At 68.5% G+C, this 21,590-nt stretch carries 18 protein-coding genes; 5 read left to right on the plus strand and 13 right to left on the minus strand.

Annotated features, from left to right (window positions below; genetic code table 11):
• Positions 1 to 20: 20 nt before the first annotated feature.
• The 3 genes from E2493_RS11860 to E2493_RS11870 form a co-directional block, all read right to left on the minus strand.
• On the minus strand, positions 21 to 1,946 hold the full coding sequence (locus tag E2493_RS11860) for a CocE/NonD family hydrolase (protein ID WP_135087006.1): 1,926 nt from the start codon (positions 1,944 to 1,946) through the stop codon (positions 21 to 23).
• 78 nt (positions 1,947 to 2,024) lie between these two features.
• A complete protein-coding gene (locus E2493_RS11865; protein WP_135087008.1) occupies positions 2,025 to 2,756 on the minus strand; it encodes a response regulator in 732 nt (243 codons plus the stop codon).
• The gene (locus E2493_RS11870) at positions 2,753 to 5,101 is read right to left on the minus strand and encodes a hybrid sensor histidine kinase/response regulator (protein WP_135087010.1); all 2,349 of its coding nucleotides are present in this window, start codon (positions 5,099 to 5,101) and stop codon (positions 2,753 to 2,755) included. The genes E2493_RS11865 and E2493_RS11870 overlap by 4 nt, the downstream gene beginning before the upstream one ends.
• Positions 5,102 to 5,289: 188 nt before the next feature.
• Between E2493_RS11870 and E2493_RS11875 the strand changes: the two genes are divergently transcribed.
• Both E2493_RS11875 and E2493_RS11880 read left to right on the plus strand, forming a co-directional pair.
• Positions 5,290 to 7,623 (plus strand): Ig-like domain-containing protein, encoded by a 2,334-nt coding sequence (locus E2493_RS11875; RefSeq protein WP_135087012.1) that lies wholly within the window; start codon positions 5,290 to 5,292, stop codon positions 7,621 to 7,623.
• Positions 7,624 to 7,803: 180 nt separating this feature from the next.
• Positions 7,804 to 8,223 (plus strand): response regulator, encoded by a 420-nt coding sequence (locus E2493_RS11880; RefSeq protein WP_135087014.1) that lies wholly within the window; start codon positions 7,804 to 7,806, stop codon positions 8,221 to 8,223.
• Between the two features lie 25 nt (positions 8,224 to 8,248).
• Here the strand turns inward: E2493_RS11880 and E2493_RS11885 are convergent, their stop codons facing one another.
• From E2493_RS11885 to E2493_RS11900, 4 genes are all read right to left on the minus strand, one after another.
• Complete coding sequence (locus E2493_RS11885; protein WP_135087016.1) at positions 8,249 to 9,142, minus strand: EAL domain-containing protein; 894 nt, start codon at positions 9,140 to 9,142, stop codon at positions 8,249 to 8,251.
• Positions 9,115 to 9,513, minus strand: a complete 399-nt coding sequence (locus E2493_RS11890; RefSeq protein ID WP_225421426.1) for a response regulator — start codon at positions 9,511 to 9,513, stop codon at positions 9,115 to 9,117. Before E2493_RS11890 ends, E2493_RS11885 begins: the two co-directional genes overlap by 28 nt.
• 273 nt (positions 9,514 to 9,786) lie before the next feature.
• A complete protein-coding gene (locus E2493_RS11895; protein WP_135087020.1) occupies positions 9,787 to 11,499 on the minus strand; it encodes a serine hydrolase domain-containing protein in 1,713 nt (570 codons plus the stop codon).
• Between the two features lie 56 nt (positions 11,500 to 11,555).
• Positions 11,556 to 12,578: a glycosyltransferase family 2 protein gene (locus tag E2493_RS11900; protein ID WP_135087022.1), complete on the minus strand. Its 1,023-nt coding sequence runs from the start codon at positions 12,576 to 12,578 to the stop codon at positions 11,556 to 11,558.
• Positions 12,579 to 12,737: 159 nt separating this feature from the next.
• On the opposite strand from E2493_RS11900, the gene E2493_RS11905 reads away from it, so the two are divergent.
• Genes E2493_RS11905 through E2493_RS11915 form a run of 3 tightly spaced genes read left to right on the plus strand, consistent with a single transcriptional unit; the run spans position 12,738 to position 15,882 of the window.
• Complete coding sequence (locus E2493_RS11905; protein ID WP_167737499.1) at positions 12,738 to 13,709, plus strand: glycosyltransferase family 2 protein; 972 nt, start codon at positions 12,738 to 12,740, stop codon at positions 13,707 to 13,709.
• Positions 13,706 to 14,872, plus strand: coding sequence for a glycosyltransferase family 4 protein (locus tag E2493_RS11910; protein ID WP_167737500.1), 1,167 nt, complete (start codon positions 13,706 to 13,708; stop codon positions 14,870 to 14,872). The genes E2493_RS11905 and E2493_RS11910 overlap by 4 nt, the downstream gene beginning before the upstream one ends.
• Positions 14,869 to 15,882 (plus strand): adenosine deaminase, encoded by a 1,014-nt coding sequence (locus E2493_RS11915; RefSeq protein WP_135087028.1) that lies wholly within the window; start codon positions 14,869 to 14,871, stop codon positions 15,880 to 15,882. Before E2493_RS11910 ends, E2493_RS11915 begins: the two co-directional genes overlap by 4 nt.
• Positions 15,883 to 15,987: 105 nt before the next feature.
• Here E2493_RS11915 and E2493_RS11920 read toward each other — a convergent pair whose 3' ends face one another.
• From E2493_RS11920 to E2493_RS11945, 6 genes are all read right to left on the minus strand, one after another.
• On the minus strand, positions 15,988 to 16,767 hold the full coding sequence (locus tag E2493_RS11920; protein ID WP_135087030.1) for a hypothetical protein: 780 nt from the start codon (positions 16,765 to 16,767) through the stop codon (positions 15,988 to 15,990).
• Between the two features lie 70 nt (positions 16,768 to 16,837).
• Positions 16,838 to 17,251, minus strand: coding sequence for a GNAT family acetyltransferase (locus tag E2493_RS11925; RefSeq protein ID WP_135087032.1), 414 nt, complete (start codon positions 17,249 to 17,251; stop codon positions 16,838 to 16,840).
• A 168-nt stretch (positions 17,252 to 17,419) separates the two neighbouring features.
• Complete coding sequence (locus tag E2493_RS11930; RefSeq protein ID WP_135087034.1) at positions 17,420 to 18,064, minus strand: PASTA domain-containing protein; 645 nt, start codon at positions 18,062 to 18,064, stop codon at positions 17,420 to 17,422.
• Positions 18,065 to 18,080: 16 nt separating this feature from the next.
• Positions 18,081 to 19,748 carry a hypothetical protein gene (locus E2493_RS11935; RefSeq protein WP_135087036.1) on the minus strand — a complete coding sequence of 556 codons (1,668 nt, stop codon included), beginning with the start codon at positions 19,746 to 19,748 and terminating at the stop codon, positions 18,081 to 18,083.
• Complete coding sequence (locus E2493_RS11940) at positions 19,745 to 20,395, minus strand: hypothetical protein (protein WP_135087038.1); 651 nt, start codon at positions 20,393 to 20,395, stop codon at positions 19,745 to 19,747. Before E2493_RS11940 ends, E2493_RS11935 begins: the two co-directional genes overlap by 4 nt.
• A complete protein-coding gene (locus tag E2493_RS11945) occupies positions 20,395 to 21,474 on the minus strand; it encodes a hypothetical protein (protein ID WP_135087040.1) in 1,080 nt (359 codons plus the stop codon). The genes E2493_RS11940 and E2493_RS11945 overlap by 1 nt, the downstream gene beginning before the upstream one ends.
• Positions 21,475 to 21,590: the final 116 nt, after the last annotated feature.

A 21,590-nucleotide genomic window follows, 5' to 3' on the forward strand; every position in this document is an offset into this window, starting at 1 on the left:
CGGCGACAGGGAGGATTAGATTACTTCACCGTCACCGCCGTCTGGTCGACCGGCACCACCGGCAGCCAGACGGCGCTCGCCGCGTTGCCGCCGCGCTCGATCGTCACCGTCGCCTTCTGATAGTCGCTCTTCTTCGCCAGGAAGATGTTCGGCACGTATTTCTGCGGGTTGCGGTCGTAGAGCGGGAACAGGCTCGACTGGACCTGGATCATGATCCTGTGCCCCGGCTGGAAGACGTGGTTCACCGTCGGCAGGCGGAAGCGGTAGCGCTGGGTCTTTCCCGCCGGAATCGCGGTCGGCTTCTCGAAGCTGTCGCGGTAGCGGCCGCGGAAGATGTCGAGGCTGATCGGCAGCTGGTATCCGCCCATCTTGGTGTCGGTGGCGACCTCCTCGGGATAGACGTCGATCACCTTCACGACGAAATCGCCGTCGGTGCCGGTCGTCCTCGCGAAGACGTCGGCGATCGGCGCGCCGGACACGCGCACCGGGGCGGTCAGCACCTCGGTCTGATAGGTCAGCACGTCGGTGCGGCCGTCGGCGTGGCGCTGGTCGCTGACCAGCCAATCGCCCCAGCGGCCGTCGTTGAAGTTCACCGGCCGCGGCAGATGGGGCACGGGCTTGTCCGGATCGGAGACGTAGGAATCGTCGCCCATGGCCGGCCGGTCGAAGCCGAGCCGGCCGTCCGCCTGGAGGTAGATCGGCTTCAGCGGCGCCTCGCAGCCCTGCTCGCAGGCGAGCGGCCAGGTGGTGAGGCGATCCCAGCGGTTCTCGCCGGTGTTGTAGATCGTCGCGGCCGGCATCTGCACCGGCGGCCCGTCCTTCAGATACTGGTTGAAGAAGGGCAGGACCATCTGCTCGCGGAACTGGGCGGCGGTGTCGCCGTCCCATTTGAAGGCGCCGAGCTCGCGGCCCTCGCGATTGATCTGGCTGTGCCGCCACGGGCCCATCACCAGGAAGTTGTTGCCCATCTTGCCCTTGGCCTTCAGCGTCTCCCAGGCGGTGATCGCGCCGTACATGTCCTCCTGGTCCCAGAGGCCCTGCTCCCAGAGCGTCGGCACGTTGGACGGGTTGGCGGCGAGCATCTTGTCGAGCGCCTGACCCTGCCAGAATTCGTCATAGGCCGGGTGGGAGACCATCTTCTGCCAGAACGGCAGTTGGGCATAGCCGGAGGCTTTCGCCCACTCGCCCGCCGAGCCGATCCGGCGGAAATTGTCGTAATCGTCATAGCCGCCGGTCGGCGGCGCCTTGCCTTCGCCCTTGTAGCCGGTCTGGGCGCCGATCCAGGCGATGTTGGCGAGGCGGAAGGCGCCATAATGGAACCAGTCGTCGCCCATCCAGCCGTCGATCATCGGGCTCTCCGGCGCCGCGACCTTGAGCGCCGGGTGCGGCTTCAGCAGGGCGTTCACCACCGTGAACCCTTCGTAGGAGGAGCCGATCATGCCGACGCGGCCGTTCGATTCCGGCAGATTGGCCTTGTTGACCAGCCAGTCGATCGTGTCCCAGGCGTCGGTGACGTGATCGACATTGGTCTTGTTGAGCGGGCCGATCGGGGGGCGCGTGACGATATAGTCGCCCTCGGAGCCGTATTTGCCGCGGATGTCCTGATAGACGCGGATGTAGCCGGCCTTGACGAACATCTCGTCGGCCAGCGGCAGAGTGGAGAGAATGCGCGGGCTGTCCATCCGTTTCGCCCGCCCCGCGGCATTGTAGGGGGTGCGGGTGAGGACGATCGGGGCGTTGGTGATGCCCTTGGGGTAGACGATGACGGTGAACAGCTTGGTGCCGTCGCGCATCGGGATCATCACTTCGCGCTTCACATAATCGCGATTCTCGATCGGCGGCTTGAACTCGGCCGGGATGTCGCCGCCGGCCGGCGGCGCCGCCTGCTGGGCCGGAGCGATCGTCGAGAGAGCGAGGGACGCGAGGAGGAGAAGCTTGATCTTCATGAGGATACGGCTCCGCGTAGAGGTTCGGTGACTTAGGACGGTAGCATCTCGCAACGCAATGCCTCCGCGGGGCCGAGATCAGCTCTCCGCGGGCGCGAACACATAGCCGCCGCCGCGCACCGTCTTGAGCACGCGCGGCAGCCTGGGATCGGCCTCGATCTTGCGGCGGAGACGAACGATGCGAAGATCGACCGAGCGGTCGAACGCGCCCATCTCCTTGTGGTGCGCCATCGCCATGATCTCGTGGCGCGAGAGGACCTTGTTCGGATTGCGGGCGAAGATCGCCAGCAGATCGTGCTCCATCGCCGTGATCGGGACGTCGGCGCCATCCTCGGTGCGGAGCTTGCCGGTCTCGAGATCGAGGATGCAGCGGCCGAAGCGGACCTCGGAGCCCATCGTCGCGGGCGCGACCTCGGCCGTCTCCAGCCGGCGCAGCACGGCGCGTATCCGGGCGAGCAGCTCGCGCAGCTCGAACGGCTTGCCGACATAATCGTCGGCGCCGACCTCGAGGCCGGTCACCCGATCGACCAGTTCGGTGTTGGCGGTGAGCATCACGATGCCGACGGGGCCGCGGCTGCGCAGCTGGCGGGCGATCGTGATCCCGTCCTCGCCCGGCATGTTGACGTCGAGCACGACAAGATCGACCGGCCGCTCGCGCATCAGCGTGTGCAGCGCCTCGCCACCATCGGCCTCGCTCACCTCATAGCCGTTCGCGCGAAGATAGGTCGCCACGGCGTCGCGCAGGTCGGGCTCGTCGTCGACGACGGCGATATGGGGCGGCGCGTCCGCCGCAATCTGTACGCTGCTCATGCTGCCGGTCCTGCCTTGATCTTCTGCACCACCGGCTCTTCCGGTTGCGCCAGGGCGGCGAGAAGCTGGCGGACGCTCTCGCCGGTGAACGGCTTCTCGATCACCGGCCGGTCGCAGCGCGCGACGAAGCGCGCCGCAGCCTCGCCGAGCGTGTCGCCGGTGACGAAGCCGATGCGCGCGAGCAGGTGCGGCTTCTCGCGCGCCAGCCAATCGTACAGCGCCGGTCCGTCGAGCTTCGGCATGCGAAGGTCGGAGACGATGATGTCGTAGTCGCACTTGCCGATCAGCGCCTGGGCGACGAGGCCGTCGGCGGCGATGTCGACCCGATAGCCGGCGCGCTCGGCGATCAGCGCCAGCACCTCCGCGACGTCGGGTTCATCGTCGACGATCAGCGCCGTGCCGCGCGACGCGCTCGGGACCGGCGGCTGGGCCGGCATCGCCACGATCTGCGGCGTCGGCGGCGCCGCGTCGAGCGTGATCCGGAAGCACGCGCCGCCGCCGTCGCCCTCGATCAGCTCGAGCCGGCCGCCATGTGCCTCGATCAGGCCGAGCGAGAAGCTGAGGCCGACACCGGTGCCGGTGCCCTGCGGCTTGGTGGTGAAGAACGGCTCGAAGATCCGCCGGCGGATCTCCTCCGGAACGCCGGGCCCGTTGTCCTGCACCTCGATGCCGAGCCGTCCGCCGTCGAAGCGGCGGACCCGCACGATCAGCCGGCGCGGCGCCTTCTGCTCTTCCAGCGCCTGCTGGGCATTGACGATCAGGTTGACGAGGACCTGATGGAGCTGGTCGGGATCGGCGTGGAGCGCGGGAAGATCGGGGCCGATCTCCAGCCGCACCTCGATGCCGGCGGTGCGCAGCGGATATTCGGTGAGATCGAGCGCAGCGCGGACGACCTCCGCCGGATCGACGTTGCGCCGCTCGGGCTCCTTCTGCCGCGCCATGGCGAGGAAGGTCTGGACGATCTTGGAGCAGCGCTCGGCCGCACGGCGCACCTTCTCGGCGCGGGCGGCGAGGGGCGAGCCCTCGGCCATCTCCTCGAGCAAGGCGCTCTGGGCGGTGACGATCGAGAGCGGGTTGTTGAGCTCGTGGCTGACTCCGGCGAGCAGGCTGCCCAAAGCGGTCAGCTTCTCCGCCTGGAGCAAGGCCTCGCGCGAGCGGGCGAGCTCCTCCTCCGCCCGCTTGCGCTCGGTGAGATCGACGATCGAGGAGATGACGGCAGGCTCGCCTCGGTAGACGATGTGCCGCCAGCTCACCGCGACGGGGAAGCGGACGCCGTGGCGCACCATGTTTGTCTCGTAATTGTCGATGCGCGGATTGGCGCGGACGATCTCGATGAACTTCTCCCAGCCATAGCCGCCCGCGGTCCATCCGCGCGGATCGATCGCGCCGAGCGCGCCCTGCTCGACGCCCATCATCTCGAAGAAGGCCGGGTTGCCGAGCACGATGCCGTTCTCGTCGGCGATCACCACCGGGATCGGGTGCGCCTCGGTGACGGTGCGGAACATCTCCTCGCTCTTGCGCAGGGCCGCATCGGCGTCGGCGCGTTCGAGGGTCGCCCAGGTCCGGTCGGCGACGTCGGTGAGCAGCCGCAGCTCCGTCTCCCGCCACTGGCGCGGCATGAATTGCTGCGCCGCCATGACCGCGCACAGCCGTCCGCGCTTGACCAGGGGCACGCTGAGGAAGGCGTGAACGCCGGCGGCGAGGAACCGCTCGCGCATCGGGCCCGAGACTCCGGGATCGTCGGCGAGATCGTCAGACGCGAGCGGCTGACCGCGGGAATGGGCGGTGACATAGTCCTCGGGATAGGCCGACATCGGAAAATCGTGCGCCTCGAGCGGAGGCCCCGCCGCGCGCCAGTCGCGGCCGACGTGCATGACTCCTTCGTCCATGTCGATCGTCGCGTAGACCACCCGGTCCGCGCCGAGCTCGCGGCCGACCGCCTCGGACACGATGGCGAGGATCGCTTCCGGATCGGATTCCTCGCGGATGCGGTCGCCGAGCCGCAGGAGGAAGGCCTGTGACCGCGTGACCCGCCGGTCCTCATGGATCTCGCAGCACGTTCCGATCCAGTGCGAAAGCGCCTCGCCTTCCCCGCGTACCGGCTTGGCCGAGACGGTGAAGGGGCGGAGCGTGCCGCCGATGCCGGGAAGGTCGATGGTCCGGCTGAACGGAGTGCCGCGCGCCGCCCTGATCGCCTCGGCCACCGGCCGGAAACCGTCGTCGGCGCCGTAATCGAGGCCGCGCCGGTTCAGCCAGGTTAGGCGCCCCTCGGCATCGGCCGTCCAGCAGATCACTGGCAATTGATCGGCGAAGCTGCGCCCCTCCTGCGTTCCTGCAGCCTCCATCCGGTCCCCCAACCTGGCCGAAGCCTGTGCGCTTCGCGGCCGGAATGTAGCGAGGTTCCGCCATACAATCGATACCAAGTTGAGCCTGCCGGGACGTCCCGTCGCAACACCCCAGGGTCATCAACCGCCGCCGTGGGCGGGCCGCCGATGGGCGGCGGTTCGCCTCGAAATGACCAGGAGAATCTTGAATGAAGCGCATCAAGGGCAAGGAGGGGAGCGACCTCCTCATCGGCGGGGAAAAGGACGAGCGAATCGACGGCATGGGCGGCAATGACCTGCTGTTCGGCTTCGGCGGCGACGACGATATCGACGGCGGCGCCGGCGACGACACGATCTACGGCGGCGCGGGCAACGATCTGATCGACGGCGGCAGCGGCACCGACATGATGGTGCTGGCCGGCCGCCGCAGCGATTTCCGAATCGAGTCGCTCTCCGACGGGCGCATCCGCATCACCGATCTGCGCGGCGGCTGGATCTCGGAAGGCACCGATATCGTCCAGAATGTCGAGCGCTTCCACTTCCTGCTCGAAGGCCGCACCTACAATGCCGGCGAGCTGATCAACCGCACCCCGACGGCGCGGGCCGATGCGGCGAGCGTGAGCGAGGACGGCAGCATCCAGATCGACGTGCTCGCCAACGACAGCGATCCGGATGCCGGCGACGGCAAGACGATCGTCTCGCTGGGCACGAGCGGAACGCTGGGCACCGCCTCGATCGTCGGCGGCAAGATCTCCTACGCGCCCGGCGCAGGCTTCCAGTCGCTCGGCGCCGGCCAGACCGCGACCGACACCCTGACCTACACGATGCGCGACTCCGCGGGCGCGACGTCGACGGCGACGGTCACCGTCACGATCACCGGCGCGAACGACGGACCGGCCGCGATCGCCGACAGCGTCGTCGTCTCCGAGGATTCGGGCGCAACGATCGATGTTCTGGCCAACGATACCGACGTCGATGCCGGCGACAGCAAGGCGATCGTCTCGGTCAGCGCCAATCCGGCGCACGGCAGCGCCGCGGTGATCGACGGCAAGGTCGCCTACACGCCGGGCGCCTTCTTCCAGTCGCTCGCGGCCGGCCAGAGCGCGACGGAGACGCTGACCTATACGATGCGCGACGCCGCGGGCGCGACGTCCAGCGCGACCGTCACCGTGACCGTGACCGGCGCCAATGACGCACCGACGGCGGCCGCCGATGATGCGTCGGTGAGCGAGGACGGAAGCGTCACGCTGAACCTGCTCGCCAACGATGCCGATGCCGATGCCGGCGCGACGCTGACCCTCGACGGCGTCGACACCCATGGCACGCTCGGCCAGGTGAAGATCGGCGTCGCCGGACAGGTCACCTACGATCCGGGCACTGCCTTCCAGCATCTCGCCGCCGGCGAGATCGCGACCGACAGCTTCACCTACAGCGTGCGTGACGAGCATGGCGCGCTGTCGCAGGCGACCGTCACTCTCACCATCACCGGCGAGGACGAGCCGGCGCCCGAAGGGCCGGTCGCGAACGACGATGCTCTCGCCTTCGTGGCTTACCAAGGCGCGGTCGAGATCGACGGACTGCTCGACAACGACTTCGGCGAGGGTCTGCAGCTCAGCGGCGTCGACGATGAATCCGCGGCCGGAGCCCGGCTGTATCTCGGCAAGGACGGCCGCGTGATCTACGATCCGGACATGCTGTTCCTGGAGCTCGACTACGGCGAGACGGCGACCGACAGCTTCACCTACACGATCACCGACGAGACCGGCGCCACCACCACCGGCACCGCGGTGATCTTGGTCACCACCCCCTACGAGCTGATCGCGCCGATCTGGGTTGCCGAGGATATGTCCTCCGACAATCTGGTCGACGAGATCCTGTCGCTCGCCGCGAGCGAATTCGGTCCGGGTGTCGGCATCGAGAGCATCGACACGACCGGGACGATCGGCATCGTCGACGATGCGATGAGCGAGGGCGTGCTGATCTACACGGCCAGCCACCCCTGGTTCGATCCGATGTGGGGCGACATGCCTTCGGTGCACACCAGCTTCACCTTCACGGTGTCCGACGCCAGCGGCGGCCTCCACCAGGGACGGGTGTTCATCACGATCAGCGGCACGAACGACGTTCCCACCGCGATCGACGACACGTTCAGCGTGACGGAAGGGCTGCCGAGCGCCAACCTCTACGCCGCGATGCTCGACAACGACGTGGATCCCGATTCCGGCAACTGGCTCAGCGTCGTCTCGATCGACGCGACGGGGACCATCGGCCAGCTCAGCTTCGATGCCGAGAGCGGGAGCCTGGTCTACACCGCGGCCGACCGAAGCGCCTATGGACCCACCGGGACCGACAGCTTCACCTACACGGTGGAGGACGACACCGGCCTTCAGAGCACGGCCACGGTGACGCTGGACATCATGCCGGCGAACGGCCTCTCGATGGTCTCGCCGGGTGCGTTCGGCGACGGTGACGACGCGATCGGCGTTCTGCCGAGCGGCGCGGCCGAGATGCTGAACACCCTCATGGTCGATTTCCTCGTTTGAGGAACAGCCCCGCCCGCCACGCTGCGACGTGGCGGGCGGGCGCCCGCCGCATGTCGTTACGCACATGCTATCGGCAAAGCTTCGTGAGCCTCGCTACCGACAGTTAAGATTTGGGGGCTAACCCGGTCTCCAGGGCGGCCGACATAGGGTCGATCGCATGAAGAGCGAGGACCGCGACGCATGATTCCAGCCTCTGCCATCCGGATCATGATCGTCGACGACGACAGCGGGATGCGCCGGCTGATCCGTCGATCGCTGCAGCATGTCGGCCTCACGCAGGTGTTCGAGGCGCGGGACGGGCTCGAAGCGCTGACGCGGGTGCTGGAGGAACGCATCCACATCGTCATCTGCGACTATAGCATGCCGGTGATGAACGGTCTCGACCTGCTCGAGGCGATCCGCAACGATCCGAAGCTCAGCAAGGTGGGCTTCATCATGCTGAGCGGCGTCACCGAGAACGACGTCATCCGCAAGGCCGAAGCCCTCGGCGTCAACGGCTACATCATCAAGCCCTTCTCGCTGGTCGACCTCCAGCAGCGGCTGGACGCCCTTTTTCACAAGCTCAACGGCCGCAACATCGAGTGGCGAATGGCGTCCTGACGGGCGGGCGCCGGCGCGCCGTTCGTCAGCCGGCGGTCAGCGGCCCCAGCGCACCGAGCCGGTCGGGCTGGCCGAGGCAGGGTGGCCGCCACCTCGCACAGGATCGAGCGATCCACGACGGCAGATCCGGACCGCGGAGCGGACGCGACATCAGATAGCCCTGCGCCCTGTCGCAGCCCCATTCCCGGAGCAGCGACAGCGTCTCGAAATCCTCGACGCCCTCCGCCGTCGCCGAGAGGCCCATGCCGTGGGCGAGGTCGATCAGCGCCTTGATGATCAACCGCGACTCACGAGAGATCGTCGCCTCCCGCACGAACGCCTGATCGATCTTGAGCTCGGAATAGGGAAGCTGGCGAAGCTGGAGCAGCGACGAATAGCCGGTGCCGAAATCGTCGAGCGCCAGTCCCATGCCCTTGAGACGAATCCGGGTCAGCGTGTCGAGCAGCGGGACGAGCTCCTGTGTCGCGCTCTCGGTGATCTCGATCGTCAGGAACATGGGCGGGACTCCCTCCGTCGCGCACATGCGCTCCAGCCGATCGGGAAGCCCGGGGTCGCGCAGGCTGATGGCGGAGAGATTGAGGGCGAGGCCGACCTGATGCCCCTCCCGCTCCCAGGCGGACCATTGGGCGAGCGCCTCGCGCAGCAGCCAATCGGTGAGGCGATCGACGAGGTCGTGCCGTTCGGCGACCGCGACGAAGGTGGCCGGGGACACGGGGCCGAGTTCGTCCTCGTGCCAGCGCGCGAGCGCCTCCACCCCGGCGATCGCGCCGGATTCGAGGTCGATCTTGGGCTGGTATTCGAGCGACAGCGCGCCTGCGGCGATCGCCTCGCCGAGCCGATCGGCCAGCGCATCGTCCGCTCCTGCCGCGCAGCGCATCGCCGGTCGGCCGCTCAGCGTCCCGCCGCGGCGAGGGCGCATTTCAGATCCTCCACCAGGACCGGCTTGGTCAGGGCACCACCGATGTCGAGCCCGATCTCGGTGCCGAAGCGCATTGCCGCCTCGACCACGCGCCGGTCGAAGCCGCTGGCGATCAGCACCAGCGATTCGCTCTTTTCCTGCGCGAGGAACTTCAGGATCTCGATGCCGTCGGTGCCGACCAGGGCAAGGTCGATGATCACGACGGCCGGCGGCTCGGCGCGATAGGCGGCGCGGAACGCCTCGCCGGTGGCGGTCAGCCGCGGCCGCCAGCCGCATTCTTCGGCGGCGCGGCCGAGCGTCTGCGCGACCGAGGCTTCGTCGTCGATGATCAGCATCGTGCGCGCGCCCGTCCGGCGTGGACGGTCGATCATGGTCGCGCTGGAAACAGAAGCCGGCATCGGTGCACCTTGTTCCTCAAAGGTGTACAACAGCACGGACCTGTAATTGTTTCAACGTGAAGCAGATAACTTCAAATCGTCAACAAGTTAACGAATGACGTCATGCCGTCATCCGTAAGGTATCTTCAATCGACGCGGCGATGCACTGCTTCCGGTTCGGCTCGGAGAGGCGTGGCAGGCGACATGTCGCGGCGCTGACCTGCAGGGTGGGCCGCCTGCATCAGAATGCCCGCCGGGTGCTCCCGCTCATTTCTCGACGTCTTCCTTTACCCGCTCCGCGGCCATCTTGCGGCCGCCCTGGTCGATTACCAGGCGTGCGACCGCGCCGTTCTCGGATTCGAAGGCAATTCGCGCGTCGACCGCCGGAACATCGAACTCGGTCTCGCTCACCGCCCTGAGCGGCAGCGCCGGCTGGCCGGCGAGCTGGATGGTCAGGCTGTCGCCCTTGCCCCAGGCGATGGTGCCATGGGCCGCCCCGATGGCGTAGCGGCCGAGATAGCGCTGGAGCACCTCGCGCGGGACCGCGGCCGCTTTCGGCTCGGCCGGCACCGGGCCGCTGCGAACCGCCCGCTCGATCTTGTCCTCGCCCTGGTCATGCATCTCGAGGACGTGCGCACCGGACGAGTCGCGGGCGACGCGGAACCAGGTCAGGGAATTGGGACCGTAGAAGAACCGGTCGCCACCGGCGGCGAATGCCTCGAGCTCGGGCGCGCCGCTGCGCTTGGTGTAGAGCTTGCCGTCGCGGGCGTAGAACAGCCGCTGCTCGGCCTTGGCGTCGGGCTTGGCGGGATCGATCGTGTAGCTGCCGAACAGCGGCTCCAGCGCCGCCGCCGGAACGTCTACCTTGGCGAATTCGGGATAGGGTTCCCCAAGCGCGAGCGCGGCGAGCCTCCGCATCGCAACCCCAGGATGGGTCGCGGGCTTGTCGCTGTTGGTGAAGACGGCGACGAACAGATCGTCCTTTGGCAGATAGGTGCTGTCGGTGGTGAAGCCGAAGATCCCGCCGCCATGGCCGATCGCCTGGCGCCCGCGCAGCTCGGCCGTTCCCATGCCGAAGCCGTACGGCACGGTTTCGCCGTTCGGAAGCCTGGTGGGAGCGATCATCGCCGCGTAGCTCGCCGGCTTCAGCACCTTTCCGTGGTGAAGCGCCTGTCCCCAGGCCGCGAGATCGCCGACCGTGCCGACCAGGGCGCCGGCGGCATGGGGTACGCTCATGTGAATCCTGACGGCGGGGGCGACGCCTTCCTCCCGCAGCGTGTAGCCGGTCGCCATGCTGGCGATGGTCGGCTCCTCGACTCCGTAGCGAATGGTCTCGAGGCCGAGCGGGGCGGCGATCCGTTCGCGAACCACCTGGTGCCACGGCTTGCCGGTCACCTTCTCGATGATCGCGCCGACCAGCACATAACCCGAATTGTTGTACGCCCACGCCTCGCCGGGCCTGGTCGGCGACGGCAGGTCCTTGAACAGCGCGATCATCTCGTCGGTCGTGCGCGCCCGGGCCGTATTCTCCTCGCGCATCCACCCGGGAATGGCGGTGTAGGATTGGACACCAATGGTATGGTTCAGCGCCTGGCGCACGGTCGCGCTCGCGCCCGGTTCGGCAAGGCCGGGGACGTATCTGGAGATCGGATCGTCGAGGGAGAGCTTCCCCTCGTCGGCCAGCTGGAGGAGGACCGCGGAGGAGAATTGCTTGGTGATCGATCCCAGCCGGAAGACCGTGTCGGGCCCGATCGGCCTGCCGCCGGCGACGTCCGCGAGACCGCGACCGCCGGCGTAGACCGTCTTGCCCCGCTCCACGATGATCACCGCCGCGCCGGGCCCATCCACCGGGTAGGCGCTCTGCAGGAAGGCATCCGCTCTGGCCTTGAGATCGGCGGGCGCGGCGAGCGCCTGCGCCGAGCAGGCCAGGCAGAGCGCGGCGAGCGTGGTGAGGCCGGTGAATCGGATCGTGCTGGTCATGCTGAGATTACCCCTGCTCCTTGATCCAGTGTCTTATACACATAACACACCAGCGATCAACAAGGGAGTCTTCGTACCCGCGCCCGATCGGGACCGGCCGCGACGGGCTGCCGGATGCCGAACAGCGAGCGTCTGATCGGTCTCGCGAGCCGGTAAATCCACCTCAGCAGCGGCACCGGCAATGCGGCTACTCCAAACAGGAGCCGGTCACGCCATCCGCAATGGCCGCGATAGAAGCGGCGCACCGTCCGCGCGGTCGTGATGTCGTGAACCTGCAGCGCCGTGCGAAGATGCGAGCGCACGTAAAAGTTCACGAATGCGTCGGTGCCGGACGGCATGGCGTCCGCACCCACATCCTTTTCACGCGCGAGCAGCACATCGAGACAGCTGGCGATATCACCTGGCGTCACAACCGCCGTGACCGGTCCGCCGCGACGCCAGCGTTCGATGCGGCTCTCTATGTCGCCGCCGGTGCCGTGCATGTAAACGGAGGTCCTGCGCGTCGACGCCGCCGCTTCGTGGTCAAGCGCCACACGGACGAGAAAGTCGCTGTCGTCTCCCGGGACACGGGCCCGAAAGCCGCCGACCGCCTGCCAGGCTCGACGCCGCACCGCGCAGGACCCGATCCAGAACGGCCGCCGGCCGGCGCCCACTTCTTCGAAATAGCGTATTGTGCCGATCCTCGCCGCGGCTTGCGCGGGCACATCGAAGCGCCCCTGCAGATCGCTGTCGAGGAACCGGGTGCCGATCAGATCCGCTTGCGGACACGCCGCTCGAATGCGGTCGAGCTCCTCGAGATGTCCGGGCAGCCAGACGTCGTCGCCATCGAGGAAGGCGATCCATTCCGCTTCGGCAGCCTGCACGCCGGTGTTCCGTGCCGCAGCCGCGCCGCCGTTCGGGCGAAGCAGCAATCGCAATCGTGGATCCGTCAGGTCGGCAATCGCCGCGATGGAGCCGTCGCTCGAGCCGTCGTCGACGATCACCAGCTCGAAAACGGAATAGGTTTGGGTGAAGACGCTCTCGACGGTCCGCCGGATCGTCTTGCGTGCATTCCAGACTGGAATGACGATGCTGAACACCGGCGATGGATATCAGACGGGGCCGGGCATGAGAAGGTCGGCGGCCCGGCGACTTCCACGCCTGTCGCGGTCCTGCTAGGTTCGCGGGCGAGGTTGCCGCCTCCTGTCCGCGTCAGGCCCCCGGGCCGCCGAACTCTTTTCCGTGGAGGTCGAGGAGGCGTGACCAGGCGTTGCACGGTGGAGGTCGCGCTCGCGACCTTCAATTGCGAGAGCTTTCTTGCCGACCTGCTCGACTCCCTGTTGTCGCAGACCCACGAGGATTTCACTATCCTGGTGGCTGATGACGCGTCGACCGACGGGACGCGCGCCATTGTGGACAGCTTCGTCCGGCGCCATCCGGAGCGGATCAGGCTGCTCGGCTATTCGGAGCATGCCGGCTATCTCGGCAATTTCGCCAGGCTGATCGAGGCGGTTTCCGCCGATCACGTGCTGTTCTGCGATCACGACGACGTCTGGCTGCCGAACAAGATCGCCCTCACCCTGAGGCAGATGCAGGCGCTGGAGCAGGAATATGGGGCCGAACGACCTGCCCTGGTCCACACCGATCTCGTCGTCACCGATGCCGCGTTGCGCGTCGTGCACCCTTCCTATGCGTCTTATGCCGGGCTCGATCCGCGGCAGAACCGGCTGGAACGCCTGCTGCTCACCAACGTCGCCACGGGCTGCACGGCGATGGCCAACCGGGCGCTTTACGAGCGGGCCCGGCCGATCCCGCCGGAGGCGACCTGGCACGACCATTGGCTCGCCCTGACGGCGGCGATCCACGGCAACATCCGCTTCGTCGCGGAATCGACGATCCTCTATCGGCAGCATGGCGCCAACGAGGTCGGCGTCGCGCGCTGGTCGACCCCGGCGATCGCGAGGCGGGTATGCGACACCCTTTTCTCTTCCGCGAAGCAGGCGACCGTCGCGCGCTACAGCCACCAGGCCGGCGCCTTGCTCGACCGCTTCGCCATCGACATGACCGAGGAGCAGCGCGCCGCCACGAGGGTGGTCGCGGATCTCTGGTCGCTCAAGCGGCGCCAGCGGTTCCGGACGCTGCTTCGCCACGGCGCCCTTCTCCAGGGCGCGCTCCGCAACCTCGGACTGATGGCGGTGACGATGCGCAAGGCGGAGCATCTGCAAGCATGAGCCGATCGGATTCGGCCCGAGCCGCACGGCAGCCGACCATCCTCTACACTTTGGGGGCCCTGGATATCGGCGGCACCGAGATGCGGTCGCTCCAATTGTTCACCGAGCTGAGAAGACGGCACCCGTCGCTCCCCATCCACCTCTACGTCCAGTCGCAGCGGCGCGGACCCCTCGATGCGAAATTCGTCGATCTCGGTGTGTCCGTGATCCGCGGCTATACCGGATGGCCGGCGTTGCGGCACTTCTGGCAGGTATGCCGGCAGGTGCGGCCGGACATCGTCCACACCTGCATCGGCACCACCAACGGCTTCATGCTGTTCGCCGCCTTCCTCTGCGGCATTCCTGACCGCATCTGCCATTTCAGTACGACGGTCGACGGCCGGACCAGCCTCGTCGGCCGCCTCAAGGCGCAGGTCGGCCTCCTCCTCGCCCGCGCCTTCTCCACGCATCTCGTCGGCGTCGCGGACGCCTGCCGGGCGCAGATCTGGCGCCCCGACGGCAAATGGCGAACGATCTACCGCGGGCTTGCAGCCGAGGCCCCCCAGGCGGCGGCCGCCGGCCGCGCCGGCCGCCGCCGCATCCTCGTCCTGGCGCGGATCCATCCGCAGAAGAACCATCTTCGTCCCGTCCCGATCTTCGAGGCGCTGCGCCGCCGGGCACCCGACCTTCCTGTCATCCTTGAGTATGTCGGCCCCGGACAGGAGGAGCATGTCGACGCACTGCGAAGACGGATCGCGGCGTCTCCCGAAGCGGAATGGATCGAGTTGAGCGGTCCGACGAGGACGCCGCTCGACACGCTGCGCGGCGCGGACCTGCTCCTGCTGCCGTCCCAGTGGGAGGGACTGCCGGGCGTCGTCCTCGAGGCCCTCTCCGTCGGAACGCCCGTGGTCGCCTCCGATCTTCCGGGCGTGCGGGAGATCGCCCAACGTGCGGACGGCATTCGCCTGGTGCCCACTCATGCCCCGGACGAGTGCTGGGTCGATGCCATCGTTGCCGCGCTCGCCGGACCGGCGCGGGAGCACGTCCGCGCCTCGTTCGCTGCGGCGCCGGCCTTTCACATGGAGACCTATGTCGCCGGCTTCGAGGATCTCTGGGGGCTTCCCCGAACGACCCACGCAGCCTCTAGCCAGGCCGCCGCGACCCGGCTTAGGCTGCCGGGATGACCGATCTGTCCGCCTTCATCGCCCGCTTGCCCAAGGCCGAGCTCCACATGCACATCGAGGGGAGCCTCGAGCCCGAGCTGATGTTCGCCCTGGCGCGCCGCAACGGCGTCGAGATCCCGTTCGACAGCGTCGAAGCGGTCCGCGCCGCTTACTCCTTCTCGAACCTGCAGGATTTCCTCGACATCTATTACCAGGGCGCCGACGTCCTGCGCACCGAGGAGGACTTCCGCGACCTCGCCGCCGCCTATTTCGATCGCGCCGCGGCCGACGGAGTCGTCCATGCGGAGATCTTCTTCGATCCCCAGACCCACACCGACCGCGGGATCTCGTTCGACGTGGTCATGCGCGGGCTCACCGCCGGGATGGACGAGGCGCAGGCCCGCCACGGCATCAGCTCGAAGCTGATCCTCTGCTTCCTCCGTCACCTCGACGAGGAGGCGGCGTTCGCCACTTTGCGCCTGGCCGAGCCCTGGCTGCACAGGATCGAGGCGGTCGGGCTCGACAGCTCCGAGCTCGGCCATCCTCCGGAGAAGTTCGCGCGCGTGTTCGAGGCGGCGGCCGCGCTCGGACTGAAGCGGGTCGCCCATGCCGGGGAGGAGGGGCCGCCCGAATATGTCCACCAGGCGCTCGATCTGCTGAAGGTCGACCGGCTGGACCACGGCAATCGCTCGCTCGAGGATCCTGGCCTAATCGAGCGGCTGGTGCGGGAGCAGATGACGCTGACTGTCTGCCCTTTGTCCAACCTCAAGCTCTGCGTCGTTGGCGACATGGCCGAGCATCCGATCGACCGGATGCTCGACGCGGGGCTCAGGGTCACGATCAACTCGGACGATCCGGCCTATTTCGGCGGCTATGTGAACGACAATTTCGGCGCCGCCGCCGAGGCGCGCGGGCTCGATCGCGAGCAGCTCGTCACCCTCGCCCGCAATTCCTTCCTAGGGTCGTTCCTGAGCGAGGACGAGAAAGCGGCACACGTCGCCCGCGTGGATTCCTACGCCGCCGGGACCTGAGGCCTGCCGCGTGCCGACACCGATAGTGGACCCGTCGCGGCTCCGGCGGTACGAACTTGCTGGCGTCGATCTGGTCTTCGCGCCGCAGCCAGCGCTCTCGAGTGATCATTCGGCGGGACTTGCCACCCGCCGATAATCGAGCAGCACGTGGCGATCGTCGAGATAAACCTCGCCGAACGAGCCCTCCGCCAGCTCCCGCGTCGAGATCCGGCGCGGCGTGTCGCGCTCAGGGCCGGCGTCGCAGGGAAGGGCGAGATCGATGAGCCCGCGCGGCGTCAGTCCGGCGCCGCGGACGACGCCGACCACGCGTCCCTGAATCAGGCAATGGCCGCGGATGCCGCGCGGGACGCCGACGTGGTCGACGGCGATGGCGAGCACGCTCGCGGCGTGCGCCCGCGCCTCCTCGGCGTCGGCGATCTCGAGCTCTTCCGTGTATCGAACGCCATAGATGGCCGGCGGCGCAAGTCCCTCGCCTGGCGCCGCGCCATCCAGGCACGCTTGCAGTTCGGTGCCGTCCCGGGCCGTCCTCTTCGGACGCAGGGTCATTTCGGCCGAGCCGCCGGAGCCGATGCAGTAAACCGTCGTGCCGGTCCGATCGGTAGGACCATAGGTGTTGAGCACGATCGTCGGTCGACCGCGCGGAAGCCGCGACTGGATGCATCCGTCGGTCTGCGTCCGATCGCCGCGCCACGGCGCGACGCAGCCCGCGTAGCCCATGCCTCCTGCGAGCTCGGACCGATAATGCGCACCGGAAAGGCGTTCGAGCAGCGGCTCGAGGCGCTCGCGGCTCTCGCTGTTGCCGAGGATGACGACGGAAATCTCCGGCGTCGACGGTGTCACCGAGACAACGGCCAGCTGAGCCAATGCGATCGCGAGTGCCAACATGCTCCACCTCCCCCACGCAAGGTGTCGAGCCCCGGCTGCACCCGGAATGAACGGAGCGGCCCGAGCGGTGCTAGAGGCGCTTGCCCATGCTCACCCGCTCCTCCACCTCGTAGCCGAGCCGCCTGTAGAAGGCGGCGACCGCGGCGTTGGTCGCCCGCACCTGGAGGTTGATCTTCAGGCATCCGAGCGCCTTCAGGCGCCGCTCGGCCTCGGCGATCAGCTGCGTGCCGAGGCCGCTGCGGCGGTGCGAGCGCCGCACCGCGACCGAATAGAGCCATCCGCGGTGGCCGTCATAGCCCGCCATCACCGTGGCGAGCACTGCGTCCCCATCCGACGCGACGAGCAGGAGATCGGGCTGGACGGCAAGCTTCGCGGGAATGGCATTGGCGGCGCTGTTCCAGGGCGGATCGTCGGGGAAGGCCTCCAGCCAGAGCGCCTGCACGCCTGCGAACTGCTCGCTGCGATAGGCGCTGACCTCGATCACGCGCGGCTCCCTCCTGCTCGAGGGGGAGGATCTAGGGGAGATGCGCAGCGCGGGGAAGGGAAAGCTCGCTCAGGGCGGGATCGGGCGCGTGCTGCCCAATGGCAGGCACGCCGGACTTGTTCAGGGGGGCGGATCGGACGCCGCCTATCGCTTCTCTGTCACCTCGCCTCACGGAGGGACCGTGACGACGATGATCTCCCCGATCTTCGCGAGGGTCAAAGCGGCCGGCGACTGGGCGAGGACGATCGTACCGCCGGGCGGCGGCGTCGAGAAGACCTCGCCCTTGTTCGAATGGAACTCCGCCTCGAAGCCGAGCCGGGCGAGGGCGGCCGAGGCATCGGTGACGCTCTTGCCGAGCAGGTCCGGCACGGGGCGTCGCTCGTCGAGCGCCAGGGGCGGCGGCACCGGTACGATCTTGAAGGTGAGCTTCGCGCTCGCCGAGGCCTCGTAGCCGAACCGGTTGGCGAAGCTGGCATCGACCGGGGTCGCATAGGCCTTGGCCTGGAGCAGGCGCGGGGTCTCCGGCGGCGCATTGGCGCTGCCGTCGCTGGCGCTGCTGCCGCCGACACGCATCGACATCTGCACTTCGCAGGTGGTCTCCGGGAGTACGTAGAACGTCGGGCGGTAGCCGATTTCGCGCAGCAGCGTCGTGGCGGCATCGCCCTCCGTTTCATAGAGGCTGAGGGTTGCCTGCAGTGAGGCCTGATCGAGTGCCGCCTGAGCGTCGGCGACTCCCCGGCCAACGGCGGCGATGACGTCACCTAACGGGGCGACGAACCCATCGCTTATGACGTCCTTCAGCGGATCGGCCATGTCGTGCTCCCCTGCCTCATGCCGGTCCCCGCGCGAAAACGGCGAGGACGGTGGCGCCGCGTGCCGCGGTAGTGCCGGGGCCCGGCGCCTGCAGCATCGCCTGGCCGGGCGCGCAGTTCGCCCTCATGCCGAGCGGCCCGTGGCTCACCTCGAGCACCAACCCGACCGAGGCGAGGACTCGCCGGGCGGCGCTTTCGGTAAGATCGCGGATGTCCGGAACCTGCACGCTGCCCTCGCTCGCTTCCGCGGTCTGGGTCGGTTCGAACGAAAGCTTGATGTCGGACAGGCTCCCGGCGACCACCGTCTTCAAGGTCTCGGTGTCGGGGAAGACCAGCGACGATCCGCCCTCGACCACCGTCCTTGCGGTGATCTGGACTGATCCGAGGGAGAAGCCGGTGGCCCTCAGCGCCGTCTGTGCGCTGCCGATCTCTCCGCCCACCTTGGTGGCGAAGTCCCCGAGGCTCACAGGCGCCGACGTCGTCGTGCCGATCGTGCCGAAGGTGGTGCCAAGGGTCTCACGGGCGCCGGTCGGCTTTGCGACGGCGTCGGCGAGTTGCTGCTGAAGGGCGGCGATGCGCTTTTCACTGTCCGCAACCTTCGTTTCGGACGCCTCCAGCCGGCCGTTCAGCGCGTCGCGCTCGCTGGTCAGGCGATCGAGGTCGAGCTCTCGCGCGGCGAGACGCTTCTCGGTCTCCGTGAGCCGCGGCTCCGACGCCGCCAGCCGCCCCGCCAGGGCGTCGCGCTCGCTGGTCACCCGCTTGAGGTCGAGCTCTCGCGCAGCGAGACGCTTTTCGCTCTCCGCGAGCCGGGGTTCCGACGCCGCCAGCCGCCCTGCCAGCGAATCGCGCTCGCTGGTTACCCTCTTGAGGTCGAGCTCGCGCTCGGCAAGTCGCTTGTCGCTCTCGGCAAGCCGGGGTTCGGAAGCGGCCAGCCGCCCTGCCAGCGCGTCTCGCTCGCCGGCCACCCGCTTGAGGTCGAGCTCTCGCTCGGCGAGCTTCTTCTCGCTCTCCGTCAGCCGCTTCTCGCTCTCCGCAAGGCGTGGTTGCGAGGTCGCAAGCTGGCCGGCCAAGGCGTCACGCTCGCCGGTAACTTTCTTGAGATCGAGCTCCCGCTCCGCGAGCTTCTTCTCGCTTTCGGCAAGCCGTGGCTCGAAAGCCGCGACCCGGTCAGCGAGGGAATCGCGCTCGCCGGTGACTCGGTTGAGGTCGAGCTCGCGCTGGGAAAGTCGTGCCTCGACATCCCGGAACGCCGTCGCCGAGGGAAGGGCCGCGGCGACCGGCGCTGCGACCCCGGCAATCGTGCCAACCTCCTCGACCGCCAGCTTGCCGAGAGTAGCACGCTTCGGGGCCGTGCGCGGTTCGGCTCGCGCCGGCGCGGGGACGTGGACGATGTCGCCGAAGTCGGCAGACAGCGACGGAGGAGTGCCTGCCGCCGCGAGCGTCGGAACGCCACCGAGTATTGCGGCAGGGCGGGCCGTCTCGACGAGCCGGAGCATCGGCGCGGTGACCGGCTTTGCCGTGCCGTCGTCCGCCTTGCCGCGGATCGTGCCGTCGCTCGCCGTCGCCGCGTCGGCGAGGCGCCTCCAGCCGCCCGCAAGGTCGAACACCTGAAGCTGGATCGAAATCCCGGCGGCAGGCGATCCATCGGCGGCAAGGAGGCGGAGCGCCCAGCTGATCTGGGTCATCCGACTTCCTCCAGCGGGATTGCTCCACGCGCCGAGGCCACGCCGAGGGTCGCGTTCACAACCACCACCTGGCGCGCGCTTTGCTGGGGATCGATGAGCAGCCGCGTCGTCGCCACGCCGTCGCTTCCCGTCGTCAGCACCGCCGCCTCGAGCCGGGTCCCAGGGAGGCGGGAGAAGGACGCGCCCCGGGCCGTCGACAGCGTCGTGGAGGCGGCCGTGTCGATGTTGAGCTCGATCGGCTGATTTGCGAGCGTTTCTCCGGCGCTGTTGGTGACCTTGACGCTGATCGTCGCAACCCCGCCGATATTTCCTCCGGTCGATACGCTCATCCTCGGCACCGGGAGGCCCTCGCCGGGGGGCACCGCAATGAGGCGGCCGGAAACCTGGCTCTGCGTGCCGCTCGTCGTCGAGCTCTTCGGCGCGGCGATCAGCAAGGCGACCGGCCTGCCGCCGCTATCCGTCTGAGTCGTCATCTCGACTCTGATCGTGAAATCGAGAAAGGGGAGATGGTAGGTCGACAGCGGACGCCCGTTGCCGTCAAACTGGGGAGCGGTGTCGAGCGCGCTTTGCGCCTCGCGAACACCCTCCGCTATGGCGACGAGCAATTCCTCGATCGAGTTGCCCATGAAGCGGGTGTCCGTCGCCATCAGCCGCCGTCCTCGCGCTTGGCTCGCAGCCGCTCGATCGCACGATCCCGGCGCGCTTCGTCATTCGCTTCGTCGGCGGCGCGGAGCTCACGCACGTCGCGAGCGAGGCTGCGCATGCGATCCGATTGTTCGCTGACCTGATCGACCGTGCCGACCGCGACCTCGAGCAGCTTCTTCATCCGGCGATCGTAATCGTCGCCTTTGCCGAGGGCCGGGACGGCGCGGCGGGCGCGTTCCGCCCATTCGTCGGGAATGGCGCGGCGTGCCCTGTCGAGCATCTTTTCGGCTTGCCGAGGCTTGTCGCGCAGGCTCTCCCATCGATCGAACGCCCGGTCGAGCATGCCGCTGTCGGCCGAATCCTGCTTTGTTCGGCGGCGGGGCCGCTCGACGGGCGCCTCGGCCCTCTCGGCGAAGGCACGGGCGGCGTCGCGGGCAGTCTCGAAGCTCTGAACGGCATCGAGAAGCCGGCGGCTGCGGACATTCTCTCCCGGCGTCGCGCGCAGCTGAGGGGGCGCGCCGCCACCGGCGCTTTCGCCGGGTGTCGGCCGTAAGGCGGGCATCGGTTCGCCAGGCCGCTCCCGCACCGGGCGAGCGAGCGCGCTGGCGGGAGTCTCGCCGGGCGTGGCGCGGAGCGGCGGCGGCACGGGCGCGGCCTCTCGGGCGGCATCGAGCCCGCCGAGCATCCGGCCGGCGATGGACCGCACCTGCTCCGCGGTCGAGGGTCGGGCCGGTCGCGCCTGCCGGCGATCCACGGCGGTCTGCTGCGGTTGTGAAGGCGTCGGCCGCTCGGCCCGGCGCGCCTCGCGACCCTGCAGCCAGCGGTCGATCTCGGCGCGGCGCTCGCGCATCGAGGTCACCGGGAAGCGCGGATCGGGGCCGGCCGATGCGGCGGCGCCCTGCAGCGCCGCGATCGACGATTGAAGCGCCTCGCGTTCCCTGATGAGGGCGGCGAGCTTCGGGGACACGGCCGCCGGATCGATCGCGCTCGGCGGCGCGGTGCCAGCAGCGGGCGCCACCGCCGTCTCGGCCGGGAGCTTCGCTCCCCCGCGCTTCAGCGCATCCCGCCAGGGTGCCGCCATGCTCAGGGCGTCGCTGCGGCGGTCCGGGCGGCGAGCAGATCGCGAATCCGCTGCTCGAGCACCGCCGGGGGAGGTACCGGGACGAGCTTGGTTCGCATCAGGCTCGAGCCCTCGGC

The sequence above is a fragment of the Sphingomonas parva (ex Maeng et al. 2020) genome (assembly GCF_004564275.1).
Classification (GTDB): Bacteria; Pseudomonadota; Alphaproteobacteria; order Sphingomonadales; family Sphingomonadaceae; genus Allosphingosinicella; species Allosphingosinicella parva.

Coding starts and splice junctions, on each gene's coding strand:
- E2493_RS11860 (WP_135087006.1), bottom strand. CDS start 1,946: ATGAAGATCAAGCTTCTCCTCCTCGCGTCCCTCGCTCTCTCGACGATC.
- E2493_RS11865 (WP_135087008.1), bottom strand. CDS start 2,756: ATGAGCAGCGTACAGATTGCGGCGGACGCGCCGCCCCATATCGCCGTC.
- E2493_RS11870 (WP_135087010.1), bottom strand. CDS start 5,101: ATGGAGGCTGCAGGAACGCAGGAGGGGCGCAGCTTCGCCGATCAATTG.
- E2493_RS11875 (WP_135087012.1), top strand. CDS start 5,290: ATGAAGCGCATCAAGGGCAAGGAGGGGAGCGACCTCCTCATCGGCGGG.
- E2493_RS11880 (WP_135087014.1), top strand. CDS start 7,804: ATGATTCCAGCCTCTGCCATCCGGATCATGATCGTCGACGACGACAGC.
- E2493_RS11885 (WP_135087016.1), bottom strand. CDS start 9,142: ATGCGCCCTCGCCGCGGCGGGACGCTGAGCGGCCGACCGGCGATGCGC.
- E2493_RS11890 (WP_225421426.1), bottom strand. CDS start 9,513: ATGATCGACCGTCCACGCCGGACGGGCGCGCGCACGATGCTGATCATC.
- E2493_RS11895 (WP_135087020.1), bottom strand. CDS start 11,499: ATGACCAGCACGATCCGATTCACCGGCCTCACCACGCTCGCCGCGCTC.
- E2493_RS11910 (WP_167737500.1), top strand. CDS start 13,706: ATGAGCCGATCGGATTCGGCCCGAGCCGCACGGCAGCCGACCATCCTC.
- E2493_RS11915 (WP_135087028.1), top strand. CDS start 14,869: ATGACCGATCTGTCCGCCTTCATCGCCCGCTTGCCCAAGGCCGAGCTC.
- E2493_RS11920 (WP_135087030.1), bottom strand. CDS start 16,767: ATGTTGGCACTCGCGATCGCATTGGCTCAGCTGGCCGTTGTCTCGGTG.
- E2493_RS11930 (WP_135087034.1), bottom strand. CDS start 18,064: ATGGCCGATCCGCTGAAGGACGTCATAAGCGATGGGTTCGTCGCCCCG.
- E2493_RS11935 (WP_135087036.1), bottom strand. CDS start 19,748: ATGACCCAGATCAGCTGGGCGCTCCGCCTCCTTGCCGCCGATGGATCG.
- E2493_RS11940 (WP_135087038.1), bottom strand. CDS start 20,395: ATGGCGACGGACACCCGCTTCATGGGCAACTCGATCGAGGAATTGCTC.
- E2493_RS11945 (WP_135087040.1), bottom strand. CDS start 21,474: ATGGCGGCACCCTGGCGGGATGCGCTGAAGCGCGGGGGAGCGAAGCTC.